24 protein-coding genes and 1 tRNA gene are annotated in these 25994 nt (G+C 73.8%); 15 read left to right on the top strand and 10 right to left on the bottom strand.

Going from position 1 to position 25994, the window contains the following annotated elements:
* Positions 1 to 37: 37 nt before the first annotated feature.
* From C8046_RS11435 to C8046_RS11425, 3 genes are all read right to left on the bottom strand, one after another.
* The gene (locus C8046_RS11435) at positions 38 to 781 is read right to left on the bottom strand and encodes an ABC transporter ATP-binding protein (protein ID WP_109229546.1); all 744 of its coding nucleotides are present in this window, start codon (positions 779 to 781) and stop codon (positions 38 to 40) included.
* On the bottom strand, positions 778 to 1602 hold the full coding sequence (locus tag C8046_RS11430; RefSeq protein WP_158277201.1) for an ABC transporter permease: 825 nt from the start codon (positions 1600 to 1602) through the stop codon (positions 778 to 780). Before C8046_RS11430 ends, C8046_RS11435 begins: the two co-directional genes overlap by 4 nt.
* Positions 1603 to 1985: 383 nt before the next feature.
* The gene (locus C8046_RS11425) at positions 1986 to 2336 is read right to left on the bottom strand and encodes a hypothetical protein (RefSeq protein WP_146197135.1); all 351 of its coding nucleotides are present in this window, start codon (positions 2334 to 2336) and stop codon (positions 1986 to 1988) included.
* 143 nt (positions 2337 to 2479) lie between these two features.
* Here C8046_RS11425 and C8046_RS11420 point away from each other — a divergent pair, with 143 nt between their 5' ends.
* The 3 genes from C8046_RS11420 to C8046_RS11410 all read left to right on the top strand — a co-directional run bounded on the left by C8046_RS11420 (position 2480) and on the right by C8046_RS11410 (position 8197).
* Positions 2480 to 2800 carry a hypothetical protein gene (locus tag C8046_RS11420; RefSeq protein ID WP_109229543.1) on the top strand — a complete coding sequence of 107 codons (321 nt, stop codon included), beginning with the start codon at positions 2480 to 2482 and terminating at the stop codon, positions 2798 to 2800.
* A gap of 69 nt (positions 2801 to 2869) precedes the next feature.
* Complete coding sequence (locus C8046_RS11415) at positions 2870 to 5614, top strand: NB-ARC domain-containing protein (RefSeq protein WP_109229542.1); 2745 nt, start codon at positions 2870 to 2872, stop codon at positions 5612 to 5614.
* Positions 5615 to 5716: 102 nt separating this feature from the next.
* Positions 5717 to 8197: a glycoside hydrolase family 31 protein gene (locus C8046_RS11410; RefSeq protein WP_109229541.1), complete on the top strand. Its 2481-nt coding sequence runs from the start codon at positions 5717 to 5719 to the stop codon at positions 8195 to 8197.
* A gap of 101 nt (positions 8198 to 8298) precedes the next feature.
* Here the strand turns inward: C8046_RS11410 and C8046_RS11405 are convergent, their stop codons facing one another.
* Positions 8299 to 10182 carry an FAD/NAD(P)-binding protein gene (locus C8046_RS11405; protein WP_109229540.1) on the bottom strand — a complete coding sequence of 628 codons (1884 nt, stop codon included), beginning with the start codon at positions 10180 to 10182 and terminating at the stop codon, positions 8299 to 8301.
* Between the two features lie 45 nt (positions 10183 to 10227).
* Positions 10228 to 10800 (bottom strand): TIGR03086 family metal-binding protein, encoded by a 573-nt coding sequence (locus tag C8046_RS11400; protein WP_109229539.1) that lies wholly within the window; start codon positions 10798 to 10800, stop codon positions 10228 to 10230.
* Positions 10801 to 10838: 38 nt separating this feature from the next.
* Here C8046_RS11400 and C8046_RS11395 point away from each other — a divergent pair, with 38 nt between their 5' ends.
* The 5 genes from C8046_RS11395 to C8046_RS11375 all read left to right on the top strand — a co-directional run bounded on the left by C8046_RS11395 (position 10839) and on the right by C8046_RS11375 (position 13601).
* Positions 10839 to 11711, top strand: a complete 873-nt coding sequence (locus tag C8046_RS11395; RefSeq protein WP_109229538.1) for a helix-turn-helix domain-containing protein — start codon at positions 10839 to 10841, stop codon at positions 11709 to 11711.
* A 460-nt stretch (positions 11712 to 12171) separates the two neighbouring features.
* Positions 12172 to 12561 (top strand): thiamine-binding protein, encoded by a 390-nt coding sequence (locus C8046_RS11390; RefSeq protein ID WP_109230906.1) that lies wholly within the window; start codon positions 12172 to 12174, stop codon positions 12559 to 12561.
* Positions 12558 to 12962, top strand: coding sequence for a DUF1801 domain-containing protein (locus C8046_RS11385; RefSeq protein WP_109229537.1), 405 nt, complete (start codon positions 12558 to 12560; stop codon positions 12960 to 12962). The genes C8046_RS11390 and C8046_RS11385 overlap by 4 nt, the downstream gene beginning before the upstream one ends.
* Positions 12963 to 13010: 48 nt before the next feature.
* On the top strand, positions 13011 to 13241 hold the full coding sequence (locus C8046_RS11380) for a hypothetical protein (protein ID WP_109229536.1): 231 nt from the start codon (positions 13011 to 13013) through the stop codon (positions 13239 to 13241).
* 48 nt (positions 13242 to 13289) lie between these two features.
* Positions 13290 to 13601, top strand: coding sequence for a hypothetical protein (locus tag C8046_RS11375; protein WP_146197134.1), 312 nt, complete (start codon positions 13290 to 13292; stop codon positions 13599 to 13601).
* A gap of 67 nt (positions 13602 to 13668) precedes the next feature.
* On the opposite strand, the gene C8046_RS11370 is transcribed toward C8046_RS11375, so the two are convergent.
* A tRNA-Leu gene (locus C8046_RS11370) sits at positions 13669 to 13752 on the bottom strand.
* A gap of 603 nt (positions 13753 to 14355) precedes the next feature.
* Between C8046_RS11370 and C8046_RS11365 the strand changes: the two genes are divergently transcribed.
* The 7 genes from C8046_RS11365 to pknB are packed head-to-tail and all read left to right on the top strand — an operon-like array spanning position 14356 to position 23285.
* Entirely contained in the window at positions 14356 to 15144 is a 789-nt protein-coding gene (locus C8046_RS11365; RefSeq protein ID WP_109229534.1) for an FhaA domain-containing protein, read from the top strand.
* Entirely contained in the window at positions 15141 to 15641 is a 501-nt protein-coding gene (locus C8046_RS11360; protein ID WP_109229533.1) for an FHA domain-containing protein FhaB/FipA, read from the top strand. Before C8046_RS11365 ends, C8046_RS11360 begins: the two co-directional genes overlap by 4 nt.
* A gap of 4 nt (positions 15642 to 15645) precedes the next feature.
* Positions 15646 to 17001 carry a PP2C family protein-serine/threonine phosphatase gene (locus C8046_RS11355; RefSeq protein ID WP_109229532.1) on the top strand — a complete coding sequence of 452 codons (1356 nt, stop codon included), beginning with the start codon at positions 15646 to 15648 and terminating at the stop codon, positions 16999 to 17001.
* On the top strand, positions 17001 to 18551 hold the full coding sequence (locus C8046_RS11350) for an FtsW/RodA/SpoVE family cell cycle protein (protein WP_109229531.1): 1551 nt from the start codon (positions 17001 to 17003) through the stop codon (positions 18549 to 18551). Before C8046_RS11355 ends, C8046_RS11350 begins: the two co-directional genes overlap by 1 nt.
* Complete coding sequence (locus C8046_RS11345; RefSeq protein ID WP_109229530.1) at positions 18548 to 20017, top strand: peptidoglycan D,D-transpeptidase FtsI family protein; 1470 nt, start codon at positions 18548 to 18550, stop codon at positions 20015 to 20017. The genes C8046_RS11350 and C8046_RS11345 overlap by 4 nt, the downstream gene beginning before the upstream one ends.
* Positions 20014 to 21258, top strand: a complete 1245-nt coding sequence (locus C8046_RS11340; protein WP_109229529.1) for a serine/threonine-protein kinase — start codon at positions 20014 to 20016, stop codon at positions 21256 to 21258. Before C8046_RS11345 ends, C8046_RS11340 begins: the two co-directional genes overlap by 4 nt.
* Complete coding sequence (pknB, locus tag C8046_RS11335; protein ID WP_109229528.1) at positions 21252 to 23285, top strand: Stk1 family PASTA domain-containing Ser/Thr kinase; 2034 nt, start codon at positions 21252 to 21254, stop codon at positions 23283 to 23285. The genes C8046_RS11340 and pknB overlap by 7 nt, the downstream gene beginning before the upstream one ends.
* Before the next feature lie 274 nt (positions 23286 to 23559).
* Here the strand turns inward: pknB and C8046_RS11330 are convergent, their stop codons facing one another.
* The 4 genes from C8046_RS11330 to C8046_RS11320 are packed head-to-tail and all read right to left on the bottom strand — an operon-like array spanning position 23560 to position 25771.
* Positions 23560 to 24222, bottom strand: coding sequence for an anthranilate synthase component II (locus C8046_RS11330; protein ID WP_109229527.1), 663 nt, complete (start codon positions 24220 to 24222; stop codon positions 23560 to 23562).
* On the bottom strand, positions 24219 to 24380 hold the full coding sequence (locus C8046_RS18785) for a hypothetical protein (RefSeq protein WP_199224451.1): 162 nt from the start codon (positions 24378 to 24380) through the stop codon (positions 24219 to 24221). The genes C8046_RS11330 and C8046_RS18785 overlap by 4 nt, the downstream gene beginning before the upstream one ends.
* Before the next feature lies 1 nt (position 24381).
* Positions 24382 to 25143 carry a class E sortase gene (locus C8046_RS11325; protein ID WP_109229526.1) on the bottom strand — a complete coding sequence of 254 codons (762 nt, stop codon included), beginning with the start codon at positions 25141 to 25143 and terminating at the stop codon, positions 24382 to 24384.
* Positions 25130 to 25771 (bottom strand): DUF881 domain-containing protein, encoded by a 642-nt coding sequence (locus C8046_RS11320; RefSeq protein ID WP_109230905.1) that lies wholly within the window; start codon positions 25769 to 25771, stop codon positions 25130 to 25132. The genes C8046_RS11325 and C8046_RS11320 overlap by 14 nt, the downstream gene beginning before the upstream one ends.
* Positions 25772 to 25994: the final 223 nt, after the last annotated feature.

The following is a 25994-nucleotide window of genomic DNA, read 5'->3' as shown; positions in this document are numbered from 1 at the left end:
TGCGGCCAGGGGCGCCGCGGAAGAGAGTCGGAGGGGGTCAGTGCACGAGGTCGAACTGCGCCAGCAGCTCGGTGCGGTAGTGCGCGAACTCGTCGGACCCGCGGTTGCGCGGGAAGTCGAGCGGGACGTCCTGGACGTGCTTGATCCGCCCGGGACGCGGGGCCATCACGACGACGCGGTTGGCCAGGACCACGGCCTCGTCGATGTCGTGGGTGACGAGGATCGCCGTCGTGCCGTGGGCACGCCAGACCTCGCGGAGCGCGTCCTGCATCTCGATGCGGGTGAACGCGTCGAGCGCACCGAACGGCTCGTCGAGCAGCAGGACGTCGGGGCGCGGCGCGAGCGCGCGCGCGATCGAGGCGCGCTGGGCCATGCCGCCCGACAGCGCGGGCGGGTAGGCCTTCGCGAACGCCTCGAGGTGCATGAGGGCGAGGAGCTCCTCGGCGCGACCCGCGCGCTCGGCGGCGCTGCCCTCGAAGCCGAACAGGATGTTCTGCTCGACCGTCAGCCACGGCAGCAGGCGGTGCTCCTGGAAGACCATGCCGGTCTCCGTGCTCGGCCGGACGACCTCGCGCTCGCCCACCCGCACGCTGCCGGTGTGGTGGGTGTCGAGGCCGGCGACGCAGCGCAGCACCGTCGACTTGCCGCAGCCCGAGGGGCCGATCAGCGCGACGAACTCGCCGGCGTCGACGTGGAGGTCCACGCCGTCGATCGCGACGACGTCGCCCTGGCGGGTGGAGAACGTCCGGCCGACGCCGGAGAGAGTGACGTCCTTGCTCATGCGTCCATGTCCTTCTCGATGTTGTCGCGCCAGCCGAGCAGTCGCCGTTCCAGGAGCCGGACGAGGGAGTCCACGAGCTTGCCGACGGCGGCGAAGACCACCAGCGCGGCGAGGACGATGTCGACCCGGAAGAACTCCCGGCCCTGCTGCATCCAGAACCCGATGCCCGAGTTGGCGCCGGTGAGCTCGGCGATGACCAGCGCGAGCCAGGCGATCCCGAGGCCGAGGCGCACGCCCTGCAGGATGCTCGGCAGCGCGGCGGGGATCATGATGCGGCGGATCATCGCGGCGGTGGAGAGGTCGTACATCCGCCCGACCTCGATGAGCTTGCGGTCGATGTTGCGGATCCCGGAGTACACCTGGATGTACATCTGGAAGAACGTCGCAAACGCGATGAGGATGACCTTCGGCACCTCGCCCAGGCCGAACCAGATGATGAAGAGCGGGACCAGACCCATGATCGGGACGGTCCGGAACATCTGCAGCGTCGGGTCGAGGAGGCGCTCCGCGGGGCGCGAGAGGCCGGTCGCGGCTCCCGCGAGGAGCCCCAGCAGGCCGCCGATCGCGAAGCCGAGCAGCCAGCGGCCCAGGCTCGCGCCGAGGTTCGCCCAGAACGTGCCGTTCACGACGGCCTCGCCGAGCGTGGCGGCGACCTCCCACGGCGAGGAGATCAGGCCGGGATCGATCAGCCCGGTCTCGAAGGACAGCCACCACACCAGCACGAGGACGACCGGCACGATCCAGCCGATCGGGACCCGACGTCGCCGGGTTCGCACGGGCGCGGCAGCCACGACGGGCTCGGGGCTCAGCGTGGTGGTCACGATGACTGACGGTAGGACGCGATCGTGACGCGGTCGTGAACACGACGATTCGTCTCAGTAACTGAGACCTGCGTCCCGACGGTGGCGGCAGGGCGGGATCGGTGGGTGAGGGAGGGGCGACGGGGCGTGTGGGGCGGGATGTCGGTCGGCCGCCATGGCGCGCTCGGTCGGCCGGCCTGGCGACCTGGCGCTGGCACCGGAGTGGATCAACGACCGCGTGGACGCAACGCTGCGGCTGAACGTCCTGCCCGCCGGACACCGTCAGCCACGCCGGGCTGCCGTCGCGGCGCTCGACCCTGGCGGCACTGAGCGAGTCGATCCAGCGGCACGATCGCGCGCACGTGGTGGGCCAGACGGGCGATGCCTGGCCTGACAGCCTCGGATCAGGGGTAGAGGGAGGAGCCCGGCATGATGGTGATGCTCACCTCTCGGCCCATCAGGTCGCTGAGCTCTTCCGAGAGCGCTGGCACCTCGCTGGCTTCCAGGGCGTCGCCGTAGATCTCTACGTCGAACGAGTCCATGTTCGGACTGGCAGAGACTCCGAAGTCAGCACTCTCGCCCAGGTGCTCAAAGAGTGCATCCCCGAGCCGCGACGACTCCCCGTTGAACTCTTCGGGGGTGATCGGTTGTGGGGCCGGCGCAGACGCCTCTGGTTCGCTCGTCGCACTGCTACATCCGGCAGTCGCCAGCAGAAGCCCGGCACTCACGGCGGCAAAACGTGCTCGCCTGTTCATCGCTCAGATCCCTCCTCGACGTTCACTCGGCAGGAGTGTGTCTGACGCGCGCCAGATCTTGCGGCTCGCTCGCGGCAACGGGGGTCGAGGCACCCGCGCGTCAGGAGACGCTCGATCTGCCTCCGATTCTCTACCGTGGACCCATGACTCCTCGCGCCGCCCTCACCAGCTCCGGAACCGTCGTCGCCGCCTCGCTGATCGGGGGGTTCGCGGTCGCCAGGGCGACGAAGCGGCGCGAGCTGGGAGGCGCCGTCCTGCTCGCGGGCGGGGTGCTCGCGGGCCGCACCTGGCTGCGCGCCGGCGTCCCGCAGACGGTCGGACTCTCGGTCCTCTACGTCGCGGCGTTCGGGCTGTCGCACCCGCTGGCGAGGTCGATCGGCGCGTGGCCCTCGGTGCTCACGGTCGCAACCGCAGCAGGGATCGTCTCGCACGCCGTCGCCGACCGGGTGCTCACCCACCGCTGACACCGCCTCCGACGCCGCCCCACCGGCGGCGACCGGCGCGACGTCGGAGGGGCGTCCTACTCTGGTCCCGTGCACCAGGGGGAGCTCGAGCAGGTGAGGACGTTGGACGATCTCGTCCGCGTTCTCCAGTCGCTGCGCACGGACGCCGGGGAGCCGAGCTTCGCCACCATCGCGACCGCCGTCACCCGGCTCCGGGCCGATCGCCGTCCGGCCGTGCCCGCCGCGAGGCCCGGGCGCGTGACGATCTACGACGCCTTCCGCACCGGGCGCCGGCGCCTGGACCCCGAGCTCCTGCTCGACATCGTCGCCGTTCTCGGTCGGCCCGATCTCGTCGGACCCGTCCGCGAGGCCCACACGCGGGTCCTCCGCCACCGGATCGTCGCGCACGCCCGGCCGCGCCTGACGGTCGTGGGCCTCGGCGCGCCCCTCCCGCACGAGCCGATCTCCCTGGCCGACAGGTCCGCGGACGCCGCGCGTCTCGCCGCCCTGCTGCTCGACACCCTGCTGCCCGACGACGAGGCGTCCTCCTCGGCCCCCTCCCACACGGGGGCGGCCGCGCCGGGCGAGGGCCTCGCCGTCGTGATCCTCACCGGGATGCCGGGCGTCGGGAAGACGACGCTCGCGCGCGAGGTGGCGCGTTGCGCCGCTGCGGGGTCCGGCGCACCGAGCGTTCTGGAGGTGGGGCTGCGCACGGCGTCCGGGGACGACGACGGCCACGTCCCCCTGCCGCCCCACGACCTCGCCCGCGAGATCACCACGGCGCTCCGCGCCACGGCCGCGGCACCGGGGGGATCGTCCCCGTCCGGGTCCACCACCACCGCCGTCCGGCGCACCCACCCGGTCGTGCTGCTGGACGACGTGCCCACCGACGCCGATCTCGCCGGCGTCCTCGACCGACTCCCTGGCGGGACGATCGTCGTGGTCACGTCGCGGCGGCGCCTCACCTGGCCACGGGCCGTCGCCCACCACGAGGTGGAGGGACTCACCCCCGCCGACACGACGGCGCTCGTGAGTCGGCTCCTGGGTCCGTGCACGACGCCGGAGGGCCCGGCCGAGGACGCGGCGGCACTCGAGGCACTCGCCGTGCGCACCGGGGCCCTGCCGCTGGCGATCGCCGTGCTGGCGGGCCAGGCGTCCAAGCTGCCCGGCTGGTACCTCAGCGACCACGCACAGCGACTCGACTCCGTCGCGAGCGGCCTCCTGCCTGCGCTCGAGGACGCCTACGACGGTCTCCCGGCGGCCGGTCGCGAGGTGCTGCACCTGCTCGCGCGCCATCCGGGGCGACTCGACGTGCGCGAGGTCGCCGTCGCGCTGCAGCACGAGACCACGGGCGGCGGAACCGACCCGGCGACCGACCCCGTGGCCGACCCAGCGGCCGACCCGCTGGCCGACGCCGCCGCCGCGCTCGAGTCCCTGCGTGCCGACAACCTCGTGCGACGCGACGACGACGGTCGCCACGACCTGCACGACGCCGTCCGCGAGATCGCCGCGCGCCGCGCGCTCGAGCAGGTCAGCCGCTCCGAGCACGCGCGCCAGACGACCGCACTCGCGCGCGACCTCGCCCACCGGGCGGCGCTCGCCTGGCGCCGCTCCGCATCGACACAGGCGCCGGAGGGGAGCGCCGGTCCGGCCACCGAGGACCCGATCGCCTGGCTCGAGCGCCACGTGGAGGTGACGGTGACGACGACGCAGCTCGCCGCCGAGCTCGACCTCCCCGGGGCGACAGCCGCCCTCGGGCGAGCGATCCTGCCGTACCTCGTGCGCAGCGAGCGGTTCTCGGACGCCTATCTGGTCGCCTCGAGCGCCGACGGGCACCACGACCGGACCGCCGAGGTCGAGGACCTGCTGATGCTCGCTCGCGCGGCTCGGCTGGTGGGCCGGTTCGACGAGGCGCGCGCCGTCCACGACCGCCTCGCGGCCGCGGGGCACGCGACGCTCGAGCTGCGCATGGAGCTCGGCGAGAGCGAGGCGATGGTGGGGTCGATGGAGCAGGCGGTCGCCGACCTCGAGTCGGTCCTCGCCGAGACCACCCCCGCCGATCCTCTCTGGGGCGCCGTCGCCTACAAGCTGCCGCAGATGCTGCTGCTGGTGGGACGCGCGGAGGACGCGCGGCAGCTCGCGGAAGAGGTCATCGCCCGGTTGGAGGACACCTCGGTGACGGCCTGGACGATCGTCGTCCGCTCGAATCTGGCGCGGGCGCTGCGGGAGCTGGACGACCCGATCGGCTCCGAGCGCATCGCACGGACGTGCCTGGACGGCACCGACCCCGGCACGCGGCGCTTCGCCCTGCTCGCGGAGACGGTGCTGGCCGACGCCCTGGACGCCCAGGGCCGCGCGAGCGACGCGCTCGCCGTCGCCGAGGCGGCCCACGCCGAAGCGGTCGCGCTCGATGACACGGCCATCGCGGCAGTCACGGGCTGCGCGCTGGCGAAGCACCTCTGCCTGACGGGCCACGACGACGCCCGCGCCGCCGACGTGGTGGACGGCGTCGGGCTCACGCTCCGCGCGTTCTCCTACCCGGCGATCGAGATCGACTACCTGGTCGCGCGCGGGCGTCTCGCGGCGCGGACCCACCGGGCGACCGAGGGACGGCGGACACTCCAGCGGGCGCTCGTGATCGCCGGCCGTTCGGGGCTGCGGATCCACGAGAACGACGCCAGGCTCGCGCTCGGCGACCTCGAGCTGGCCGACGGCGAGGCTCCCGCCGCGCGGGAGGTGTGGACGGCCGTGCTGGCGGACCCGGCCACGACCCCCTACGGGCACCGGCTCGCGGCCGAGCGGCTGGCGCGGCTCGACCATCTGACGCACGCCTGACGCCCCCACCGCTCCCCGGCGTCCCGGCCGCCTCCCGCCCACCCCTCCGCGACGACTAGCGTGGAGCCCGCGCCATCGCCGTCGTCCCCCAGGGAGTCCCTCGTGTTCAGCCTCTCCGACGGGCGTCCCGCGCCCGCCGACCCCTCCGCCGTCGTCACCGGTCACCACGTCCGCTTCACGGTGCTGACCAGCCGCCTGCTGCGCCTCGAGCACTCCCCCACCGGCGAGTTCGTCGACGAGCGCACGCAGGCCGTCGTCGACCGGGCCTTCGAGGTGCCGCCCTTCACGGTGACGCGGTCGGGCGAGGGTGCCGACGAGCGCCTCGAGATCGTCACCGAGCACCTGCACCTCCACTACGCCGGCGGCCCGTTCACCTCCTCGAGCCTGTCGGTCACGCTGCTCAAGGACGCCTCCGACGCGCACTACTCCGCGTGGCGCTTCGGCCAGACCTATCCGCAGGACCTCCCGCACCGGGGCAACCTGCTGGGCACCGCGCGCACGCTCGACGAGGTCGACGGCGCCACCGAGCTGGAGCAGGGCATCCTCGCGACCTACGGGTTCGCCGTCCTCGACGACTCCTCCTCCGTGCTCCTGGACGCGGACGGCTGGGTCGCCCCGCGCCCCGCCTCGCCCGCCCAGGCAGACCACGCCTCCCACGACCTCTACCTCTTCGCCCACGGCCGCGACTTCGCCGCCGCGCTGCGCGACTACCACCACCTCACCGGCCCGACCCCGCTGATCCCCCGGTACACCCTCGGCAACTGGTGGAGCCGCTACTGGCCCTACACCGAGACCACCTACCTCGAGCTGATGGACCGCTTCCGCGACGAGGCGATCCCGCTGTCGGTCGCCGTCATCGACATGGACTGGCACCTCACGGACGTCGACCCCGAGATCGGCACCGGCTGGACCGGCTACACGTGGAACCGCGACCTGTTCCCCGAGCCGTCGCGCTTCCTCGACGCGCTGCACGAGCGCGGGCTCGCCGTCACGCTCAACACCCACCCGGCCGACGGCGTGCGTCGCCACGAGGACGCCTACCCCGCGATGGCCCAGGCGCTGGGGATCGACCCGGCCTCGGGCGTCGGCGTCGCGTTCGACGTCGCCTCCCGCGAGTTCGTGGACGCCTACCTGCGCCTGCTGCACCACCCGCTCGAGGAGGAGGGGGTCGACTTCTGGTGGCTCGACTGGCAGTCGGGCGGCACGACGGCGATCCCCGGCCTCGACCCGCTCTGGATGCTCAACCACATCCACTTCACCGACTCCGCGCGCCAGGGCCGCCGCCCGCTGACGTTCTCGCGCTACGCGGGCCTCGGCAGCCACCGCTACCCGGTCGGCTTCTCGGGCGACACGATCATCACGTGGGCCTCGCTCGACTTCCAGCCCTACTTCACCGCGACGGCGGCCAACGTCGGTTACACGTGGTGGAGCCACGACGTCGGCGGTCACATGTTCGGCGCGCGCGACGTCGAGCTGGCCACGCGCTGGGTGCAGCTCGGCGTCTTCTCACCGATCAACCGCCTGCACTCCTCCGCGAGCGCCTTCACGTCGAAGGAGCCGTGGACCTTCGGGCCGCGCGCCGAGGCGATCATGGGCCGCTACCTCCGGCTGCGCCACGCCCTGATCCCGGTCCTCTACACGGCCGCCTGGGCCGCGCACACGGACGCGATCGCCGTCGTGCGCCCGATGTACCACGACCACCCGCGCACCCCCGAGGCCTTCCGCGTCCCCAACCAGGCGATGATCGGCGAGCACCTGCTGCTCGCGCCGATCACGACGCCGGAGGAGCCCACCTCGCACCTCGCGTCCGTGGACGCGTGGCTGCCGGAGGGGTCGTGGACCGACCTGGTCACCGGTGCCCGGTACGACGGCGGCCGCACCGTTCGCCTGCACCGCCCCCTCGAGCGGTACCCGGTGCTCGCGCGCGGCGGCGCCGTGCTGCCGCTCGCCGCGGACCCGCTGGCCGACGCCGCTGCGCGGCCCGACACGCTCGCGCTGCGCGTGATCCCGGGGACGGGTGTCTCGCGGCTCGTGGAGGACGACGGCTCGGCCGCCCCCGAGGCGGAGGTGACCGAGATCCGGCAGACGCTGTCCACCGACGACGACGGCGGAGCGCGCCTCGAGCTGACGCTCACCCGGGTCGGTGGTCCGGCCACGGGGGCGGGCCCGCGCGGCGTTCTGGTCGACCTGGCCGGCGTCGCGTCGGTCGGCGGCGTGGAGCTCGAGGTCGACGGCGAGGTGCGCGCCGTCGTGCAGGACCCGGTCGGCGGGGAGGCCGTGGCCGGGCCCGTGGCCGGCGAGCTGCTCGCGCCGGCGCTCCGCCTCGACCTCGGGCGGCTCGACCTCGACGCCGGGTTCGTGCTGACGGTGACGGGCGCGCGGGCGATCGAGCGCGACGTCGTCGCCGACGCGTTCGGGCTGCTCGAGGCCGCGGAGATCGCGTTCGTCGACAAGGAGCGCGCGTGGCACGCCGTCCGGACGCTGGAGGGGCTGGCGCTGGTGCAGGAGCTGGCGACGGTGCCGTTGCCTGTCCCGCTGCGCGACGCCCTGGTGGAGGTGGCGGCGGCCCGCTCCGCCTGGTGACGGCCTGGTGACGCCGGCTCGGTGGCGCCCGCGTTGCGCGCACCGGTGGTCGCTTCAGCCGGCGCCAGGCGACCACCGGTGCGCGCAACGGCGCCGCGGGGTCACGGCAGGAGGGCCGCCACGTGGGCCGCGGCGCGCTCGCACTCGTCGATCGCGCGCTCGTCGACGCCCGGATACGGGCTGAGGATCGTGAAGGCGCGGGCGCCCTCGGTCGGGATGCCGAGCGCGACCAGGCGCGGCTGAGGGGCGCCGTCGGCGTCGAGGACCTCACCGGTGCGCGGGTCGACGTCGATCGCGCCCGACGGCGGACCGCTCGCCCCCGCCGCGTCCCCCGTGCCGGCGACGCCGACGACCCGGTGCACCCGCACGAGTCCGCCGTCGAGCAGGCTCCGCAGCAGCGGGTCGACCGTGGTGGCGAGGTTGGGCGCGTGCATCCAGGCATCCAGCAGGACCGACGCGCGCGGCGCCCCGGCCGCGGCCACCACGTGGGCCGACCGAGCCTCGAGCACCCCGCCCCCGCCGTCGCCCGCCAACCACCGGCGAGGGGTTTCTGCACCACCGGCGAGGGGGTTGCGCACACCCGGCGCCCCGCCGTCGGGCACCTCCACCACCGCAGCCACCGCCGCCACCGCCACCTCCGGCCCCGTGAACCGCACCACCCCGGCCCGCACCAGCGCCAGCAGCTGCTCGGCACGCTCGAGCGGCGGCCCGCCGGCGAGCATCGCGCCGAGGCGCAGGATCCGCTGGTACTCCGGCCACGCCGACGCGTCGATGCCGCGCCGCTCGAGCACCGGCGCGATGAGCTTGCGCGACTCCCCGATCGAGCGGTGGGCCGCCTTGAGCGGTGACGTCGCGGCGCGCCGGGTCTCGACGACGTCGCGCTCGAGCTCGTCCAGCGTCGCGGCGTGGACGTCGTCCCAGGTCGCCCAGGTCCGCCCGGCGAGGGGCGCCTCCAGCCCCTCGAACGTCAGGCCGTCCGGGTCTCCCCCGGCCGTCGCGACGGCGGCCCGGGCGTCCGCGAGGACGGCGTCCAGCAGGCGGTCGGTCGCGGTGAGCGGGGCGGCGCTGCCGCCGAGCACCGCCTCCAGCGCCGGGTGCGGTCCGGGTCGCGGGAGCGCCGGGGCCCCGCCGTCGCCCGGAGGCGGCCCGGCGACGCCGATCTTCGCCCGGAACGGCACTCCCCGCCGCGTCCCGACGTGCACGACCGGCTCACGTCCGGACGCCTCGTAGGCCAGGCCCTCGCCCTCGCCGTCGGCCCGCGGCACGAACCGGCCGCCGCGACCGATCGTCAGCAGCGACAGCGCGTCGAAGAAGCTCATCCCCAGCCCGCGCGCGAGCACCGTGGCGCCGTCGGGGATCGCCGCGAGGTCCTGCTCGGCGGGGTGGCCGGGCGCGATCCAGGTGGCGCCGTGGGGCAGCCCGCCCACGACACCGTCGCGCGACTCGGCCTCGAGCCACCCCAGGGCGAGGACGACGACGTCGGCCCGCACCTCCGCCGTCGCGCCGCCCTCGAGGCCGAGCCGGTAGGCACCGGTGCCGGTCGGCCGCAGCGAGCGCACCCACGCGCGGTGGCGGTGGACCGCGACGCGCGCGGGCAGCGCCGCGAGCGCCTGTTCGAACACCCACGCGAGGTAGCGGCCGTAGACGTTGCGGGAGGGGAACTCGCCGCGACGGCTGGGCTCACCGGGCGCGTCGTCGTCGAGCCAGGTGACCAGATCGGGCCCCTCGCCGAGCCGGAAGGCCGAGACCGACTCGGTCGGGCCGTTCATCAGCAGCTCGTCGGGCTGGTCGGTGCGCCAGGTGCGGCCGGCGCCGAACCCGAACGGGTCGACGACGTGCAGCTCGAGCGGCGCACCCTCGTCCGCGAGGAGGCGCCCGAGACGCAGCAGCAGCTGGGTCCCGCGGACCCCCGTGCCGACGACGGCCAGGGTCGTCCCGGCGGGAGCTCCGCCGGCGTCCTGCGGCGTCGGCGGATGGGAGGTCACGCCATCATTCTCGCGCCACCGCGAGTGACCCGCCCGCCCGGACCGTCAGGCCCGCCGCCCCAGGTACCCCAGGACCCGCGTCGCGCGGTCGGCCCCCGCGGCCACCTCCACCGCCGGCCCGCAGATCCCCTCCATCCGGATGCTCTCCCCCATCACGGCGGTGGACCGCTCGAGCAGGTCGAGCTCGGCGTCGCTGAACGGCGCCTCGATCCCCGCCGCGCGCGCGACGTCCCAGCGGTGCGCCACCATGTCGAAGACGTAGAACGTCAGCAGGGTCTCGCCGACCGTCGTCGGGCCGAAGAACCCGTCATAGGTGGTCGCGGCGAAGGACGGCTCGGCGAGCGCCTCCCGCACGCGGTCGGCGTGCGCCGCCCACGCGGCGGCCGGGTCGGTGAGCGGCGCGCCCTCGCCGTCGGCCACCCCACCGTCGTCCCCGAGGTCCAGGTGGGAGCCCAGGAACTGGCGCTGGGTCTCGACGAGGTGCGCGACGACGTCGCGCGCCTCCCAGCCCTCGCACGGCGAGGCTGCGCTCCAGTCGGGCACCTCGGCGAGCACGGCACGCAGCCGCTCGTCGGCCTGGGCGTAGGCGGTGGTCACATCGGTCTCGGTGGTCTCCATGGCCGCCACGCTAGGACCGCTGCGCCACGATGGTCTTGATGAAACCCGACAGCCCGATCGCCCGCGCGCACCTCGTCGACCCCGCCGACACGTCGCACGCGATCGCGCGTCTGCCCGCCCAGCCCGACCTCGCGGACCTCGTGCGCTGGTTCTGGATCCCGGTCTGGTCCGTGCCCGACGGCGAGGCGCGCGTCCAGGAGGTGCTGCGCTACCCGGTCTGCCTCGTGGTGGTGGCGCCCCACTACGCCCGCTTCTACGGCGTCGACCCCGGGCTCTCCCGCACCACGCTGACCGGCGACGGCTGGGCGTTCGGCCTCGCGCTCCAGCCCGCGGCCGGCTCGTTGCTCACGGGCGCGCCGATGGACGCGTGGCGGGGCACGACGGCGGAGCTCGCCGACATCCTCGGCTCCCGCGGGGCGGTGTTCACCGCCCGGGTGCGCGCGCTGCTGGGTGCGTCCGGCGCGGCCGCCACCGACCCGGCGGTGCACCGGGAGGCGGCGGAGGCCGCGCGCGAGCTGCTCGCCCCGGCGCTGCCCGTGGACGAGGAGGGGCGCCTGGTCAACGCGCTGGTGGAGTGGGTCGAGACGACGCCCGAGGTGCTGCGCGTCGAGCAGATCCGCGAGCGGTTCGACCTCACCGAGCGAGGGTTGCAGCGGCTCTGCCAGCGGCGGATCGGGCTCGGGCCGAAGTGGCTGATCCAGCGACGTCGGCTGCACGAGGCGGTCGGGGTCCTGCGCGGCGGGGCGACGGGGACGGGGACGCGGACGGGGACGCCGGACGGCGAGGCTCCGCCGTCGCTCGCGGACGTCGCCTCCTCGCTGGGGTACGCCGACCAGGCCCACTTCACCCGCGACCTCCGCGCCGCGACCGGGATGACGCCGGGGCAGCTGGCCGCGCGCTACCGCGTCTGACCGGTGCATCAGGGGCTGTCGTGGCGGCGGGGCGGCGCATACGTCCTCTCTTTTGCTCAAAGTTGCGTGAGGTCCTGGTCACACCCGAGCGCGGGGTTCGGTCGCGAACTCCGCGGAGTTGCGCGGCTGGTCGGGTGTTCGACCCTTCGCGGAGAGGCTCGCGCGCCGACCTCACACCGGGACCGCCACAACACACCGACCGATCGGTAGTTCTAAACTGAACCACGTACCACCGACGGCGGTCCCCCGACCGCCCGGTGGTGCACCGTCGGTCCCGTGACGCCCCCCTGCCGGTGACCGACGGCGTGCCTCGCAGCCGCCCTCACGGCGCAGGCACGGACAAGGCCCCCGCCGCGCTCCTCGAGCGATGCGGGGGCCGCGTCGTCTCCCCCGCCGGCACGGAGCGGCGCCCCCCACCCGGGCGCCACCGGTGTCGGTGGTCGGGGCTACCGTGGGCGCCATGCTGATCGCGTTCTCCGTGGCCCCGTCCGGTTCAGGCGAGGTGCCGCTCGACGGCGAGGACGGGTCGGTCGCGCCCGCGGTCGCCGCCGCCCTCCGGGTGGTCCGGGCCTCCGGCCTTCCGTACCGCCTCGAGTCGATGTTCACCACGCTCGAGGGCGAGTGGGACGAGTGCCTCGCCGTCATCAAGGCCGCGACCGACGCCGTCGCCGCCTACGGCTCGCGGGTGAGCCTCGTGATGAAGGCCGACATCCGCCCCGGGCACACCGGCCAGCTCACCGCCAAGGTCGAGCGGGTGGAGAGCATCCTGGACGCCGACGGCGAGTCGGTGCCGTTCACCCCGACGGCCGACGAGGCGCCGCCGTCCGGCGGCGCGGGGCGAGCGGGGTGAGCGGCCCGAGGACGCGGCCGTCCGACGTCGACGTCGACGCGTTCGTCGCCGCCGTCCCCAACGACCGACGCCGGGCCGACGCCCGGTCGCTGCTCGCCCTGCTGCGCGAGGTCACGGGCGAGGAGCCGCGGATGTGGGGGCCGACCATGGTCGGCTTCGGCTCCTACCCCGTGACGACCTCCAGCGGCACCAACGACTGGTTCTGGCTGGGCTTTTCCCCGCGCAGCACCGCCCTGACGATCTACGGCCTCACCGACGGCGAGGACCCTGACCCCCGCCTCGCGGAGCTCGGGCCCCACACCCTCGGCAGGTCCTGCCTGTACGTGAAGAAGCTCGACGCCGTCGACGCCGGACTGCTCCGCACCCTGGCGGCCGAGTCCTGGGCACGCCGGCCGCACTGAACGGGCGTGCCCCTGGCCAACCACCCCCGCCCGGGAGCACCATCGGGCATGGCCAGGTACGAGGTGAACGACGACGCCGTCGCGCACTGCCGCGAGCTCATCGCCGCGGGGCGCTACGTGATCGACAGCGACTGGGGTGACGCGCAGCCCGACGCCGAGCGCGAGAACACCTACCTCGCGCGCCACTCCTGGTCGGAGTACGCGGGCTGGTTCCTGGGCCTCACCGACGGCGCGTCCGACGAGACCAAGGGCAGGTACGCGTTCGTGGTCGGGGACTGAGCGGTCGCGTCCATCGGGTGGTCGCCGGACCGGGATACGGTGCTGGACATGGCCCTTCGCTACAACCCGCCGCCCAGCTGGCCGACGCCGCCGCGCGGCTGGACCCCGACGCCGGACTGGACCCCGCCCGCCGACTTCCCGCCGCTGCCCGCGGGCTGGGAGCTGTGGGTCGACGACGACGCGCCCGCCGCGACGTCGTCCGACGTCGATCCGGAGGTGGCCGCCGAGGCGGCGAAGGCCGCCCACGAGACCGAGACGAAGCGTCGGCAGAGCCGACAGACCTGGACGCTGCTGCTCGTCGGCGGCGCGATCGCGATCTTCGTGATCGCGCAGGGAGTCGTCCAGATCGCGACGCGCTGACCGCGGAGCGCCCGAGAAACGCCGAAGGCGGGACCCCGACTCACCGGGATCCCGCCTTCGAACGACGTGCGCAAGGGGGGAGTTGAACCCCCACGTCCTTTCGGACACACGGACCTGAACCGTGCGCGTCTGCCTATTCCGCCACTTGCGCGTGGTGCCTGCCCGTCGTCCACCAGCGGTTTCCCACGGGATCAGCGCAGACGAGACTACCACCCTCCGATCGGCGTCTCGAACACGCCCGTGGTGCGGACGACACCGCCGGCCGCGGCCCCCCGTGCCGCCACTCCAGCGGCACCCCGAACCGCACCAGCGGCAACCCTCCGCCGTCGCGCACCGGTCGGGCCCCTGACCTGCGACGACGCCGGCCGACCTCCGCTTCCGGACCCCGATCTCCGCTGCAGCGGTTCCGGGTGCCGCTGCAGCGGTTCCCAGTGCCGCTCGACCGGTTCCGTCCGACGGCGACCGTCCGCCGCCCGCGGCGCGGCCCGGCACGGCCCGCGCCTTCACACCCTCCCCACGGGAGTTCCCCCACCCCGCCCCCGGGTTGCCGCCCTCGAACCCACCGCCCCCGTTACGATGAACGACGGCGGATCCGTGCCGTGCAGCGCAAGCTCGCCAGGCTCCGGACTCCCGCCCGCCCGACCCAGCTCGACCCTCAGCCCGACCCAGCTCGACCGGGCGCGAGCCGCAGTGACCCGCACGACCACGCCTCGACTCATCCGGAGCCGGGACCAAGCAACGCCGGAGGTGCACGATGGGCGTTCTCGACAGGTTCGAGAAGGGCGTCGAACGCGTGGTGAGCTCTGCCTTCGCCAAGGCGTTCCGCTCCGAGGTCAAGCCCGTCGAGATCGCGAGCGCCATCCGCAAGGACATGGACGACCGCGCCGCCTCGTTCTCGCGCGGCCGCACCGTCGTGCCGAACGCGTTCGACGTCGAGCTCGGCGAGAGCGACCACGAGCGCATCGTCGAGTGGGGCGAGGACGCCCTGGCCGACGAGGTCATCGCCTCGGCCGCCGAGTACGCCCGCGAGCAGGGCTTCTCCCTGGTCGGCCCGCTCGCCGTCACGTTCACCGCCAAGCCCGACCTGGAGACCGGCCGGTTCCGCGTCCACTCCTCCACCGTCCGCGCCGCCGGCACCTCGGACGCCGCGCCCGGCACGCCCTCCGCCTCCGGCACGCCCGGCACGCCCGGCGCCGCCTCGAACCAGCCGGCCGCCGCGCACGCCTGGACCGGCGCCGTCCCCGAGCCGCCGCGTCACCCGCTCATCGACATCGACGGCAAGCGCTACCTCCTCACCAGCGAGAGCACGGTCCTGGGCCGCGGCACGGAGTCGGACATCGTCGTCGACGACACGGGCGTCTCGCGCCGCCACCTCGAGATCCGACGCACGCCCCGCGGCGTCGTCGTCACCGACCTCGGCTCCACGAACGGCACGTTCGTCGAGGGCAACCGCATCACCGCCGCCACGCTCGTGGACGGCAACACCATCACGATGGGCCGCACGCGGCTCCTGTACTACTCGGGTGAGGGCGCCGACGCGTGAGCGAACTCGTCCTCACGGTCCTGCGGCTGTCCTTCCTGGTCCTGCTCTGGCTGATGGTCCTGTGGTGCCTGCGCACGCTGCGCCGCGACATCTACGGCACCCGCGTCGGCGCCCGCAGCACCCCGACCGCGCGTCGTCGCCTCGGCGGCAAGCGCTCCGACCTCTCCCCGGACGACCCCGAGGACTCCCCGGCCCAGCACCGCTCGGCCCCCGTCACGCTCGTCGTGCTGGCCGGCCCGCTGTCGGGGACCACGCTCAACCTGCACTCCTCCGCCGTCCTCATCGGCCGCGCGCCGTCCTGCACCCTGGTGCTCGACGACGACTACGCCTCCGGGCGGCACGCGCGGATCTTCCCGCACGACGGTCGCTGGTTCGTCGAGGACCTCGGCTCCACCAACGGCTCCTCGCTCGACGGCCACCGCGTCGGTGAGCCCGAGCCGATGGACCCGGGGCGCCAGCTGAAGATCGGCCAGACCGTCATCGAGCTGCGGAGGTAGACCCGTGACCCTCGCCTTCCGCTACGCCGCGCGCTCCGACGTCGGCCTCATCCGCAGCAGCAACCAGGACTCGGGCTACGCCGGGCCCCACCTGCTCGTCCTCGCCGACGGCATGGGCGGCCCCGCCGGCGGCGACATCGCCTCCTCGATCGCGATCGCGCACCTCGCGCCGCTCGACGGCGAGTCCCACGCGGGCGACATGCTCACCCTGCTGCGCGACGCCGTCGTCGAGGCGCACACCGAGCTCCGCACGCGCGCGCTGGACAACCCCGACCTCGCCGGCCTGGGCACGACGCTCATCGCCGCCCTGCGCTCGGGCCGCAAGCTCGCGATGATCCACATCGGCGACTCGCGCGCCTACCTGGTGCGCGACGGCCAGGTCAGCCGCCTCACGACGGACCACACCTACGTCCAGCACCTCGTCGACCAGGGCCAGCTCGACCCGGAGGAGGCGGAGAACCACCCGCACCGCTCCGTGATCCTGCGCGTGCTCGGCGACCACGATCTCGGCGTCGACCTGGACGAGTCCGTCCGCGAGCTGCACGCCGGCGAGCGGTTCCTGCTGTGCTCCGACGGCGTCTCCTCCTTCGTCAGCCACGACACCATCGTCGAGACGCTCACGAGCGTCACCGACGCCGGCGAGTGCGCCGACCGGCTCGTCGACCTCGCCCTGCGCGCCGGGGGTCCCGACAACATCACGGCGGTCATCGCCGACGTCGTCGAGCTCGACACGCTGCCCGACGGCGCCGCCCCCGACACGACCCCGCAGGTCGTCGGCTCGGCCGCGGCCCACTGGAAGAAGCCGACGCGCGGCGGGTCCGGGGCCGCGGCTCGCGCGGCGGCCCTCACCTCGGCCGCCGGTGACGGCGAGGCGGAGGACGGCGACGACGCTGCCGCCCCGAAGCGGAAGAAGCGCCGCACGGGCGCGATCATCACGGTGCTCGCGCTGCTGCTCGCGCTCGTCGCGGCCGGCGTCTCGGGCTACCGGTGGACCCAGACCCAGCACTACGTCGCCGCCTCCGGCGAGTTCGTGGCGATCTACCGCGGCATCCCGCAGAACCTCGGACCGCTCCACCTCAGCACCGCCGTGGAGACGACCGACCTGCGCGTGGACGACCTGCCCCCGTTCGCCCAGGACCGGCTGGCGCAGAACATCACGCCCGAGAGCGGGTCGCTCCAGGACGCCGAGGAGCTCGTGACGAGCCTGCGCGCCCAGAGCACGGCCGCGTCCGACGACGAGACCGACGCCACCGACCCGACCGACCCGGCCACCCCCACCACGTCGCCCACCGACCCGGCATCCACCTCGACGACGCCGTCGACCACCCCGCCGGCCACCGGGACGACGGCGACCCCCTGATGGTCACGATCGAGGCGCTCACCCCGTCCCGCAGCCGCTGGCGAGAGCTCGCCCTCCTGGTCCCCGCCGTCGGGATCGGGGTGTACGCGTACCTGCAGGTGGGGCTCGCGACCCGCGGCGCCGTGCCCGAGGACCTCCTCGCGTTCGCCGGCCTGCTCGGCGGCGTCGCCCTGGCGGTGCACCTCGTGCTCCGGTGGCGCGCGCCGTACGCGGACCAGGTGATGCTCCCGCTCGTGGTCGCGCTCAACGGCATCGGCCTGGCGATGATCGCGCGCGTCCACATCGCGCTCGAGGGGCGCGACGTCTCGTGGGACGTCGACCCGTCGCGACAGATGATGTGGGTCGCCGTCGGCGCCGCGGCCGCGCTGACGGTGCTCGTCGCGCTCCGCGACCACCGCACGCTGCGCCGCTACACCTGGACCGCCCTCGTGGCCGGACTCGTGCTTCTCCTGCTGCCGATGCTGCCCGGGATCGGCATGACCATCAACGGCTCACAGCTGTGGGTGCGTGTCGGACCGCTGACGCTGCAGCCGGCCGAGCTCGCCAAGCTCTGCTTCGCCGTGTTCTTCGCCGGCTACCTCGTGACGCACCGCGACACCCTCACGCTCGCCGGTAGGAAGGTCCTCGGCGTCGCGCTGCCGCGCCTGCGCGACCTCGGCCCGATCATCCTGGCGTGGGCCGTGAGCGTCGGCGTGCTGCTCTCCCAGCGCGAGCTCGGCACCTCGATCCTGCTGTTCGGCCTGTTCATCGCGATGCTCTACGTGGCCACCGAGCGGCTGTCCTGGGTGATCATCGGCCTGCTGCTGACCCTCGGCGGTGTCGCCCTGGTCGCCGCGAACGTCGGCTACGTCCAGGCGCGGTTCGACGTCTGGCTGCACGCGCTCGACCCCGAGATCTACAACCGCAACCCCGGCGGTTCGGGTCAGATCGTCTCGGGCCTGTTCGGCATGGCCAACGGCGGCCTGTTCGGCACCGGCTGGGGCGAGGGCTACCCGCAGCTCACCTACTCGGCCAACGCCGACATGATCATGCCGTCGCTGGCGGAAGAGCTCGGGCTGACCGGCATCGTCGCCGTCCTCCTCATGTACGTGCTGCTCGTGCAGCGCGGGCTGCGCACCGCGATCGGCATCCGCGACGGTTTCGGCAAGCTGCTCGCCTGCGGCCTGTCCTTCACGATGGCGCTGCAGTGCTTCATCGTCGTCGGCGGCGCGACGCGCGTCATCCCGCTGTCCGGCCTGACGATGCCGTTTCTTGCGGCCGGTGGCTCCTCGCTGCTCGCGAACTGGATCATCCTGGCGCTGCTGCTGCGGCTGTCCGACGGCGCCCGTCGCCCCGGCGCCAACGTCGAGGCGACCCCGATCGCCGTCGTCTCCGCCCCGCGCGCGCCCGCGGTCGCCGCGGCCGGAGGGTCCGCCGGCCCCGTCCGGGCCTCGATCGCCGACCGCGAGGAGCCGGCCGCGCCGGCCTCCTCCGAGCGCGACGACGGCCAGACGTACGACGACGACGCCACCGGCCGTCTCGACCCCCCGCCGGGGGTGGGTCCCGCGTGAACACGCCCCTGCGCCGCATCAGCCTCGTCGTGATGGCGATGTTCGTCACCCTCATGGTCGCGCTGACGTCGATCCAGGTCTTCCAGGCAGGCGACCTCAACGCCGACGACCGCAACCGTCGCGCCACCTACCGCGAGCAGGGCCGCGAGCGCGGTCCGATCGTCGTGGCCGGTACGCCGATCGCCACGTCCGTGCCCGTCGACACCCCGTACGCGTTCCAGCGCACGTACGCCAACGGCCCGCTCTACGCCCCGGTCACCGGCTACAGCTCGATCGTCTTCGGCCAGACCCAGATCGAGACGGCGGCGAACACGGTCCTCAACGGCACGGCGCCGTCGCTGTGGCGGCAGCGGCTCGGCGCCCTCGTCACCGGCCGTCAGCCCCAGGGCGGCAGCGTGGAGCTGACGCTCGACCCCGAGGCGCAGCAGGCGGCGTGGGACGCCCTCGACGGCCGCGAGGGCGCCGTCGTCGCGCTCGATCCGAGCACCGGCGCCATCCTCGCGCTCGTCTCCACACCGAGCTTCGACCCGAACCTGCTCGCGGGCCACGACACGGCCGCGGTCAACGAGGCGTGGCAGACCCTGATCAACGACCCGGGCCGGCCCCTGGTCAACCGCGCGATCGCCGGCGACACCTACGCCCCCGGCTCGACCTTCAAGCTCATCGACCTCGCCGCCGCGCTGTCGACCGGGGACTACGACGCCGAGACGCGCGTCCCGGCCCTCGACGTCCTGGAGCTGCCCGGCTCGAACGCGACGATCTCCAACCCGGGCGGTGCGCGCTGCGACGACGGCGAGACCGCCACCCTCATGCTGGCCCTGCAGAAGTCCTGCAACACCCCGTTCTCGCAGCTGGCGATCACGCTCGGCGAGCAGGCGATCCGCGACCAGGCCGAGGCCTTCGGCTGGGGCGCCGAGCTGTCGGTGCCGCTCACGGTGACACCGAGCCGCCTCGGTGAGATCGAGAGCGAGGCCGCGCTGGGCCAGACGGCGATCGGCCAGCTCGACGTGCGCACCACCCCCATGCAGATGGCGATGGTCGCGGCCGGGATCGCGAACGACGGCGAGCTGATGACCCCCTACCTCGTGGCCACCGAGCGGGCGGCGGACCTGTCCGTCGTCGCCGAGACCAGCCCCGACCTGTTCTCCGAGCCCGTGACCCCCGAGGTCGCCCGGACGATGACGGAGATGATGGTCAACGTCGTCGCGAACGGCACCGGCTCGCGCGCACGGATCGACGGCGTCGACGTCGCGGGCAAGACCGGCACGGCCGAGTCCGGGTTCGACGAGGGCACGGTCCGCGACTACCCGCACGCGTGGTTCACCTCGTTCGCGCCGGCCGAGGACCCGCAGGTGGCCGTCGCCGTCGTGCTGGTCAACGGCGCGGACCCGAACAACGCCGAGTTCTCGGGCGGGCAGCTCGCCGCGCCGATCGCGAAGGCCGTCATCGAGGCGGTGCTCCGATGACGCCGCGCGCAGGAGTCGTGCTCGACGGCCGGTACGAGCTCACCGAACGCATCGCCATCGGTGGCATGGGAGAGGTGTGGTCCGCCGTCGAGATCGGCAGCGGACAGCGATTCGCGGCCAAGGTGATGCGGCCGGAGTTCGCCGGTGAGCAGCTCTTCCTCGACCGGATCGCCGCCGAGGCCCGCAACTCGCTGCGGCTGGAGCACCCGGGCATCGCGCGCACGTACGACTCGGGCGTGATCGGCGGGCTCGGCTACCTCGTGATGGAGCTCGTCGAGGGCGAGACGCTCGCGACCGTCCTGCGGCGCGAGCGCACGCTCACCCCGCGCACGATCCTCGACGTCCTGGCGCAGACGGCCGACGCCCTGGCGGCCGCGCACGCGCAGGGCGTCGTGCACCGCGACATCAAGCCCGGCAACCTGCTCCTCACGGCCGACGGCAAGGTCAAGCTGACCGACTTCGGCATCTCCATCGGCGAGAACCAGGCGCCGATGACCGACGCCGGGATGGTCATGGGGACGGCGCAGTACCTGCCGCCCGAGCAGGCGATGGGCAAGCCCGCGACCGGCGCCGGCGACGTCTACGCGCTCGGGATCATCGCCTACGAGGCGTTGGCCGGCCGGCGTCCCTTCACCGGCGCGACCCAGGTCGACATCGCGTTCGCGCACGTCACCGAGAAGCTGCCGCCGCTGCCGGGCACCGTCGACGAGCCGCTGCGCGAGCTCGTCACCTCGATGCTCGAGAAGGACCCCGAGCGCCGGCCCGCCTCGGCCGCCGTCGTGGCCGAGCGCGCCCGGTCGCTGCTCGCCGAGCTCGAGTCAGGGGCGTGGGACCCGCGGCGGGCGATCGGCGCGTGGCGCAGCCCCCGCAAGGGGCGGACGACGACGGCGGGCGAGGGTTCGCCGTCGACCTCCCGTCGGGGCCGCACCGACGGCCCGCGCTCCACGACGCCGCCCGGCGAGCGGCCCCCGGGCACGCACCAGCCGGGTGCCCGACGCAACCGAGCACGTCGGCCGAGCCGGGCGCGGGAGGTGATCGCCGCCGTCGGGATCGTGGTCCTCGCGGCTCTGATCACGCTCGCGATCCTCACGGTCGCTAACCTGGGCTCACCGGCAGCACACGCCGCCGCAGCCGTCGAACACGCGGACCCCAGCGGTCCGGTCACAGCTCCCGCGGCGCGGGTGGCGTACGAGCAGGGCGAACTCGCCCCGTTCAAGAGTCGAGAGGTTCTCCAGTGGTAGATCAGGTTCCCCGGGTTCTGGCCGGGCGGTACGAGGTCGGTGAGCTCATCGGTCGCGGAGGCATGGCCGAGGTGCACATCGGTCGTGACAACCGGCTCTCCCGTCGCGTCGCCATCAAGCTCCTCCGCTCCGACCTGGCGCAGGACTCCACGTTCCAGGCCCGCTTCCGCCGCGAGGCGCAGTCCGCGGCCGCGCTCAACCACCCCGCGATCGTGTCGGTCTACGACACGGGCGAGGACACGCACACCGGTGGCGACGGCGTCCCGCACCACCTGCCGTTCATCGTCATGGAGTACGTCGAGGGCCACACGGTCCGCGAGCTGATCCGCGACGGCGCCGCCCTCCCGATCGACGAGGCCGTGGAGATCACCTCCGGCGTGCTCTCGGCGCTGGAGTACTCCCACCACGCGGGCATCGTGCACCGCGACATCAAGCCGGCCAACGTGATGATCACGACGGCGGGCGACGTCAAGGTCATGGACTTCGGCATCGCGCGGGCGATGGCCGACTCGGCCGCCACCATGACGCAGACGCAGGCCGTGGTCGGCACCGCGCAGTACCTGTCCCCGGAGCAGGCGCGCGGCGAGGTCGTCGACGCGCGCTCCGACGTCTACTCCACGGGCGCGCTCCTGTTCGAGCTGCTCACCGGGCGGCCGCCGTTCGTGGGCGACTCGCCCGTCGCCGTCGCCTACCAGCACGTGCGGGAGGAGCCGCCGACGCCGAGCTCGCTCGCGCCCGACGTGCCCAACGAGCTCGACCGCATCACGCTCAAGGCGCTGGCGAAGGACCGCAACGTCCGCTACCAGAGCGCCGAGGAGTTCCGCGCCGACCTCGAGGCCGCCCAGCGCGGCGGGATCGTCGGGGCGCCCGCCGTCGGCGTCATCGCCGCCGCCAACGCGGCCGCCGCGGCGACCGGGTCGGCCGCCGCGCGCAACGCCGCCACCCAGGTGCTGAGCGGACCGCCGACCGCACCGACCTCGACCAACCTCCCGCCCGTGCCGCCGGAGGACGAGGAGGAGAGGAAGGGGCGCGCCTGGATCTGGGTGCTCTCGATCCTCGCCGTCCTGCTCGTCGGCGCGATCGTCGTGTTCGCGGTGACCAACAACCGCAACGAGCCGGAACCGACGCCGAGCGAGACCACCCCGGTCAACGTCGAGGTCCCCGACGTCGTCGGCGAGACCGAGGCCGAGGCCCAGCGCCTGATCGAGGCCGAGCAGCTCGTCTTCGCGTCCACGACGGCGGCGAGCGTCGACGTCGAGGCCGGTCTCGCGATCAGCAGCAACCCGACCGCCGGCCAGTCGATCGCCCCGGGGCAGACCGTCACCGTGACGATCTCGAGCGGACCCGACGCGCTGCAGGTGCCTGACGTCATCGGCATGACCGAGGAGCAGGCGCGGAACGCGATCAGGCAGGCGGGCTTCGACAGCAACTTCACGGTCCGCGAGGGCAACACCGCGGAGTACAGCCAGGGCCAGATCTTCGAGGTGACGCCCGGGGTCGGGAGCGACGCGGCGCCCGACGCCGAGTTCACGCTCGTCACGGCGTCCGGCTTCGCCGACGTCCCCGACCTCACCGGCCTCTCGCAGGTGGACGCCGAGCAGCGCCTCGTCGAGGCGGGGCTGAACTCCTACGAGTTCGTGCCCACGGAGTCGACGGACGTCGAGCCCGGCCTGGTCATCGACTGGAACCCGAAGGGTGAGGTGGACCGCCTCGCGCCGCGCATCACGGTCCAGATCGCGGCCGAGCCGACGACGGCGGAGGTCCCCGACCTCGAGGGTCTGACCCAGGCCGAGGCGGAGACGGCGCTCACCGAGGCGGGTCTGACGCCGACGTTCATGATGCAGCCGAGCGGTGACGTCGACGCCGGCATCGTCGTCGAGTGGGACCCGAAGGGCACGGTCGAGCGCGGCTCGAGCATCACCGTCTGGATCGCCACGGAGCCGACCGAGACGGCGTCTCCGACGACCCCGCCGCCCGGTGGCGGCGGCGGCGGCGGTGGCGGCGGCGGCGGCGGCAACGACGACTGACGCCTGACTCACCACGAGCAGCAGACGGCCCCGGGCACCAGCCCGGGGCCGTCCGCCGTTCGCGAGGCCCTTCGGGTCCACTCGCGAGGCCCTTCCGGTCATGGGACTGCGCCGACCGCGCCCCTGTGGTCGCTACGAGGGCGTCAGAGCGACCACAAGGGCGCGGTCGTCAAGCCCCAGCGACCACAAGGGCGCGGCCACGCCGTCGCCGTCGCCGTCGGGCGCTCGAGCGCGCGAACCGGCGCGAGCCCCCGGGCCGGCCGAAGGATCCGAGCTACAGCGCCGCGAGCGGCCGCATGCCCTCGCTGCGCGCGACGGCACCGTCGTCGCCCACCACCGCGAGCCAGTTCGCGAACAGGCGGTGACCGCCCTCGGTGAGCACCGACTCGGGGTGGAACTGGACACCGTGCAGCGGCAGCTCGCGGTGCGAGAGCCCCATGACGATGCGGGGGGTGTCGTCGCCCCCGGTCCACGCGGTCACCTCGAGCTCGTCAGGCACCGTGGAGGTCACGACGGCGAGCGAGTGGTACCGGGTCGCGGTGAACGGGGCGCCGAGCCCGGCGAACAGCCCGGCGTCGTCGTGCGTGACGGCGGACGTCTTGCCGTGCATGAGCTCCTCGGCGTGCGTGACGACCCCACCGAACGCCTCCGCGAGCGCCTGGTGCCCGAGGCAGACGCCGAGCATCGGCGTGCCGGTGACGGCGCACGCGGCGATCACGTCGAGCGACGCGCCCGCCTCCGCGGGGGTGCCGGGACCGGGCGAGACGAGCACGCCGTCGAACTCCGCGAGCTCGTCGGGGGTGCCGGCGAGGGCGTCGTTGCGCAGGACCGTCGTCTCGGCCCCGAGCTGCTGCAGGTAGCCGACGATCGTGTAGACGAAGCTGTCGTAGTTGTCGACGACGAGGATGCGCGGCGCACGCGCGAGCGCCGTCGTCACGGCGTCTCCACCGTCTGCTGGTCGAACGGCAGCAGCGGCGCCACCGCCGGGAAGACCCACAGGAACAGCGCGGCCACGACGGCGAGGATCAGGATCAGCGCGAGGATCGCCTTCACCCAGGCCGGCCCGGGAAGGATTCGCCAGATCGCTCCGTACACGTCAGACCCCCGTTCCGAGCTCGGCGGGACGGCCCGCGTCACGCGGGACCCAGCTGGACAGCTCGCCGTGCACGATGAAGCGCTCCCTCGTGGAGAACAGCGGGTGACAGGTGGTCAGAGTGATGCTGGCGACGGTCGGCTGCGTGGCCGGGTCCGTGGGGTTCGGCGCGATCACGTCGACCTGCGTCGGCGCCACGATGTCGGTGGTGGTGACCTTGTAGACGTACCAGGCCTCCGCCGTCTCGACGACGAGGTCGTCGCCGATCTGCAGGGACGTGACGTCGTAGAACGGCTTGCCGTGGCTCTGCCGGTGACCCGCGAGCGCGAAGTTGCCGATCTCGCCCGGCATGGCCGTGTCCTCGTAGTGCCCGATGCCGAGCACGTCGAGCACCGTGGCGCGGTCGGTGCCCTGGGAGATCGTCTTGTTGTACGGGTTGTCGCCGTTGTCCCAGCGCGGCACCCAGAGCCGGCCGAACGTCGTCGCGTCCAGCGGCGCGAGCGCCACCGGCGGGGCCTCGACCTGGGGGTCGGCCACGACGTCGGGCGAGGTGGGCAGCTCGGTGTCGAGCGTCTCGGAGAGCTGGTTCTGGAGCTGGCCGGCCTCGACGTCGGTCCACCACAGCTGCCAGGCGACGAACAGGCCGAGCAGCAGCCCGGCCGTGATGAGGAGCTCGCCGACGACACCCAGGATCATCGACCCGACGCCGCCGCGGCGTCGTCGGCGCTGGTGCCGCACGGGCAGCATCGTCTCAGCGGTAGTCATCGTTCTCCTTCACAGGGGTGGCGTACGTGAGCGTACGCGTCCCGGTGTACGCGGGCAGGTCGAGCTCGTCCTCCTCGGCCAGCGACCAGCCGAGGCCGTACGCGTCGACGTACCGCAGGTACAGCTGGACCCCGGGATCACTCTCGACGGCGTCGACCAGCGACTCGGGGTCGCCGATCGCCTCGATGACGTACGGCGGGGAGTAGGTGCGGCCGTGCAGCAGCAGCACGTTGCCCACGCAGCGCACCGCGCTGGTCGCCACGATCCGCTGACCCTGGACCGAGACGGCGTCGGCGCCGCCGAGCCACATCGCGTTGATGACCGACTGCAGGTCCTGCTGGTGGACGACGAGGTCGTCGAGGTTGTCGGAGGACGAGGTCGACGGCGCGTCCGACAGCGACACGCTGATCCCCCCGCCGCGCACCGGCTCCTGGCCGACGGCGAGCAGCACGGCCGGATCCGGCTCGTCCACGACGACGTCGAAGCTCTCCTCGAGCGTCACGACCTCCGCGCGGAGCTCGGCCACCGCCTCGTTGCGCTCGGTGAGGCGTTCGCTCTCCTCGCGGACGAGCGAGCGCAGGTCACGGGGGCGACCGTCGTCGAGGCCCGCGAACAGCGTGGCGCTCATCGCGAAGAGGATCCCGGCGGTGAAGGCCACGACGGCGACGGCGACCGAGGGCCGGGTGAGCGCCCGGCGGCGGGACGGGGCCGGGCGGCGAGGCGCAGCGCGAGGTGCCGTGACGGGATCGGGTGCCCCCCGGAGGGGTCCTCGGACGTAGAACGACCCACTCTGCCTCCCTCCCGCGTGACGTGACCGAGTTTACGTGCGCCGCCGGATAGTCTGGATCGTT

Source organism: Serinibacter arcticus (assembly GCF_003121705.1).
In the GTDB taxonomy this organism is placed as follows: domain Bacteria; phylum Actinomycetota; class Actinomycetes; order Actinomycetales; family Beutenbergiaceae; genus Litorihabitans.
The sequence above is the reverse complement of the archived record's forward strand: the minus strand, read 5'-3'. Positions and strand labels throughout refer to the sequence as shown.

What these genes read in the sequence shown, in the direction of transcription:
- C8046_RS11320 (WP_109230905.1), bottom strand. Translation starts at nt 25,771, where the DNA reads ATGAGCGCCACGCTGTTCGCGGGCCTCGACGACGGTCGCCCCCGTGAC.
- C8046_RS11380 (WP_109229536.1), top strand. Translation starts at nt 13,011, where the DNA reads ATGGCCAGGTACGAGGTGAACGACGACGCCGTCGCGCACTGCCGCGAG.
- C8046_RS11425 (WP_146197135.1), bottom strand. Translation starts at nt 2,336, where the DNA reads ATGAACAGGCGAGCACGTTTTGCCGCCGTGAGTGCCGGGCTTCTGCTG.
- C8046_RS11375 (WP_146197134.1), top strand. Translation starts at nt 13,290, where the DNA reads ATGGCCCTTCGCTACAACCCGCCGCCCAGCTGGCCGACGCCGCCGCGC.
- C8046_RS11400 (WP_109229539.1), bottom strand. Translation starts at nt 10,800, where the DNA reads ATGGAGACCACCGAGACCGATGTGACCACCGCCTACGCCCAGGCCGAC.
- C8046_RS11350 (WP_109229531.1), top strand. Translation starts at nt 17,001, where the DNA reads ATGGTCACGATCGAGGCGCTCACCCCGTCCCGCAGCCGCTGGCGAGAG.
- C8046_RS11420 (WP_109229543.1), top strand. Translation starts at nt 2,480, where the DNA reads ATGACTCCTCGCGCCGCCCTCACCAGCTCCGGAACCGTCGTCGCCGCC.
- C8046_RS11390 (WP_109230906.1), top strand. Translation starts at nt 12,172, where the DNA reads ATGCTGATCGCGTTCTCCGTGGCCCCGTCCGGTTCAGGCGAGGTGCCG.
- C8046_RS11365 (WP_109229534.1), top strand. Translation starts at nt 14,356, where the DNA reads ATGGGCGTTCTCGACAGGTTCGAGAAGGGCGTCGAACGCGTGGTGAGC.
- C8046_RS11325 (WP_109229526.1), bottom strand. Translation starts at nt 25,143, where the DNA reads ATGACTACCGCTGAGACGATGCTGCCCGTGCGGCACCAGCGCCGACGA.
- C8046_RS11395 (WP_109229538.1), top strand. Translation starts at nt 10,839, where the DNA reads ATGAAACCCGACAGCCCGATCGCCCGCGCGCACCTCGTCGACCCCGCC.
- C8046_RS11340 (WP_109229529.1), top strand. Translation starts at nt 20,014, where the DNA reads ATGACGCCGCGCGCAGGAGTCGTGCTCGACGGCCGGTACGAGCTCACC.
- C8046_RS11435 (WP_109229546.1), bottom strand. Translation starts at nt 781, where the DNA reads ATGAGCAAGGACGTCACTCTCTCCGGCGTCGGCCGGACGTTCTCCACC.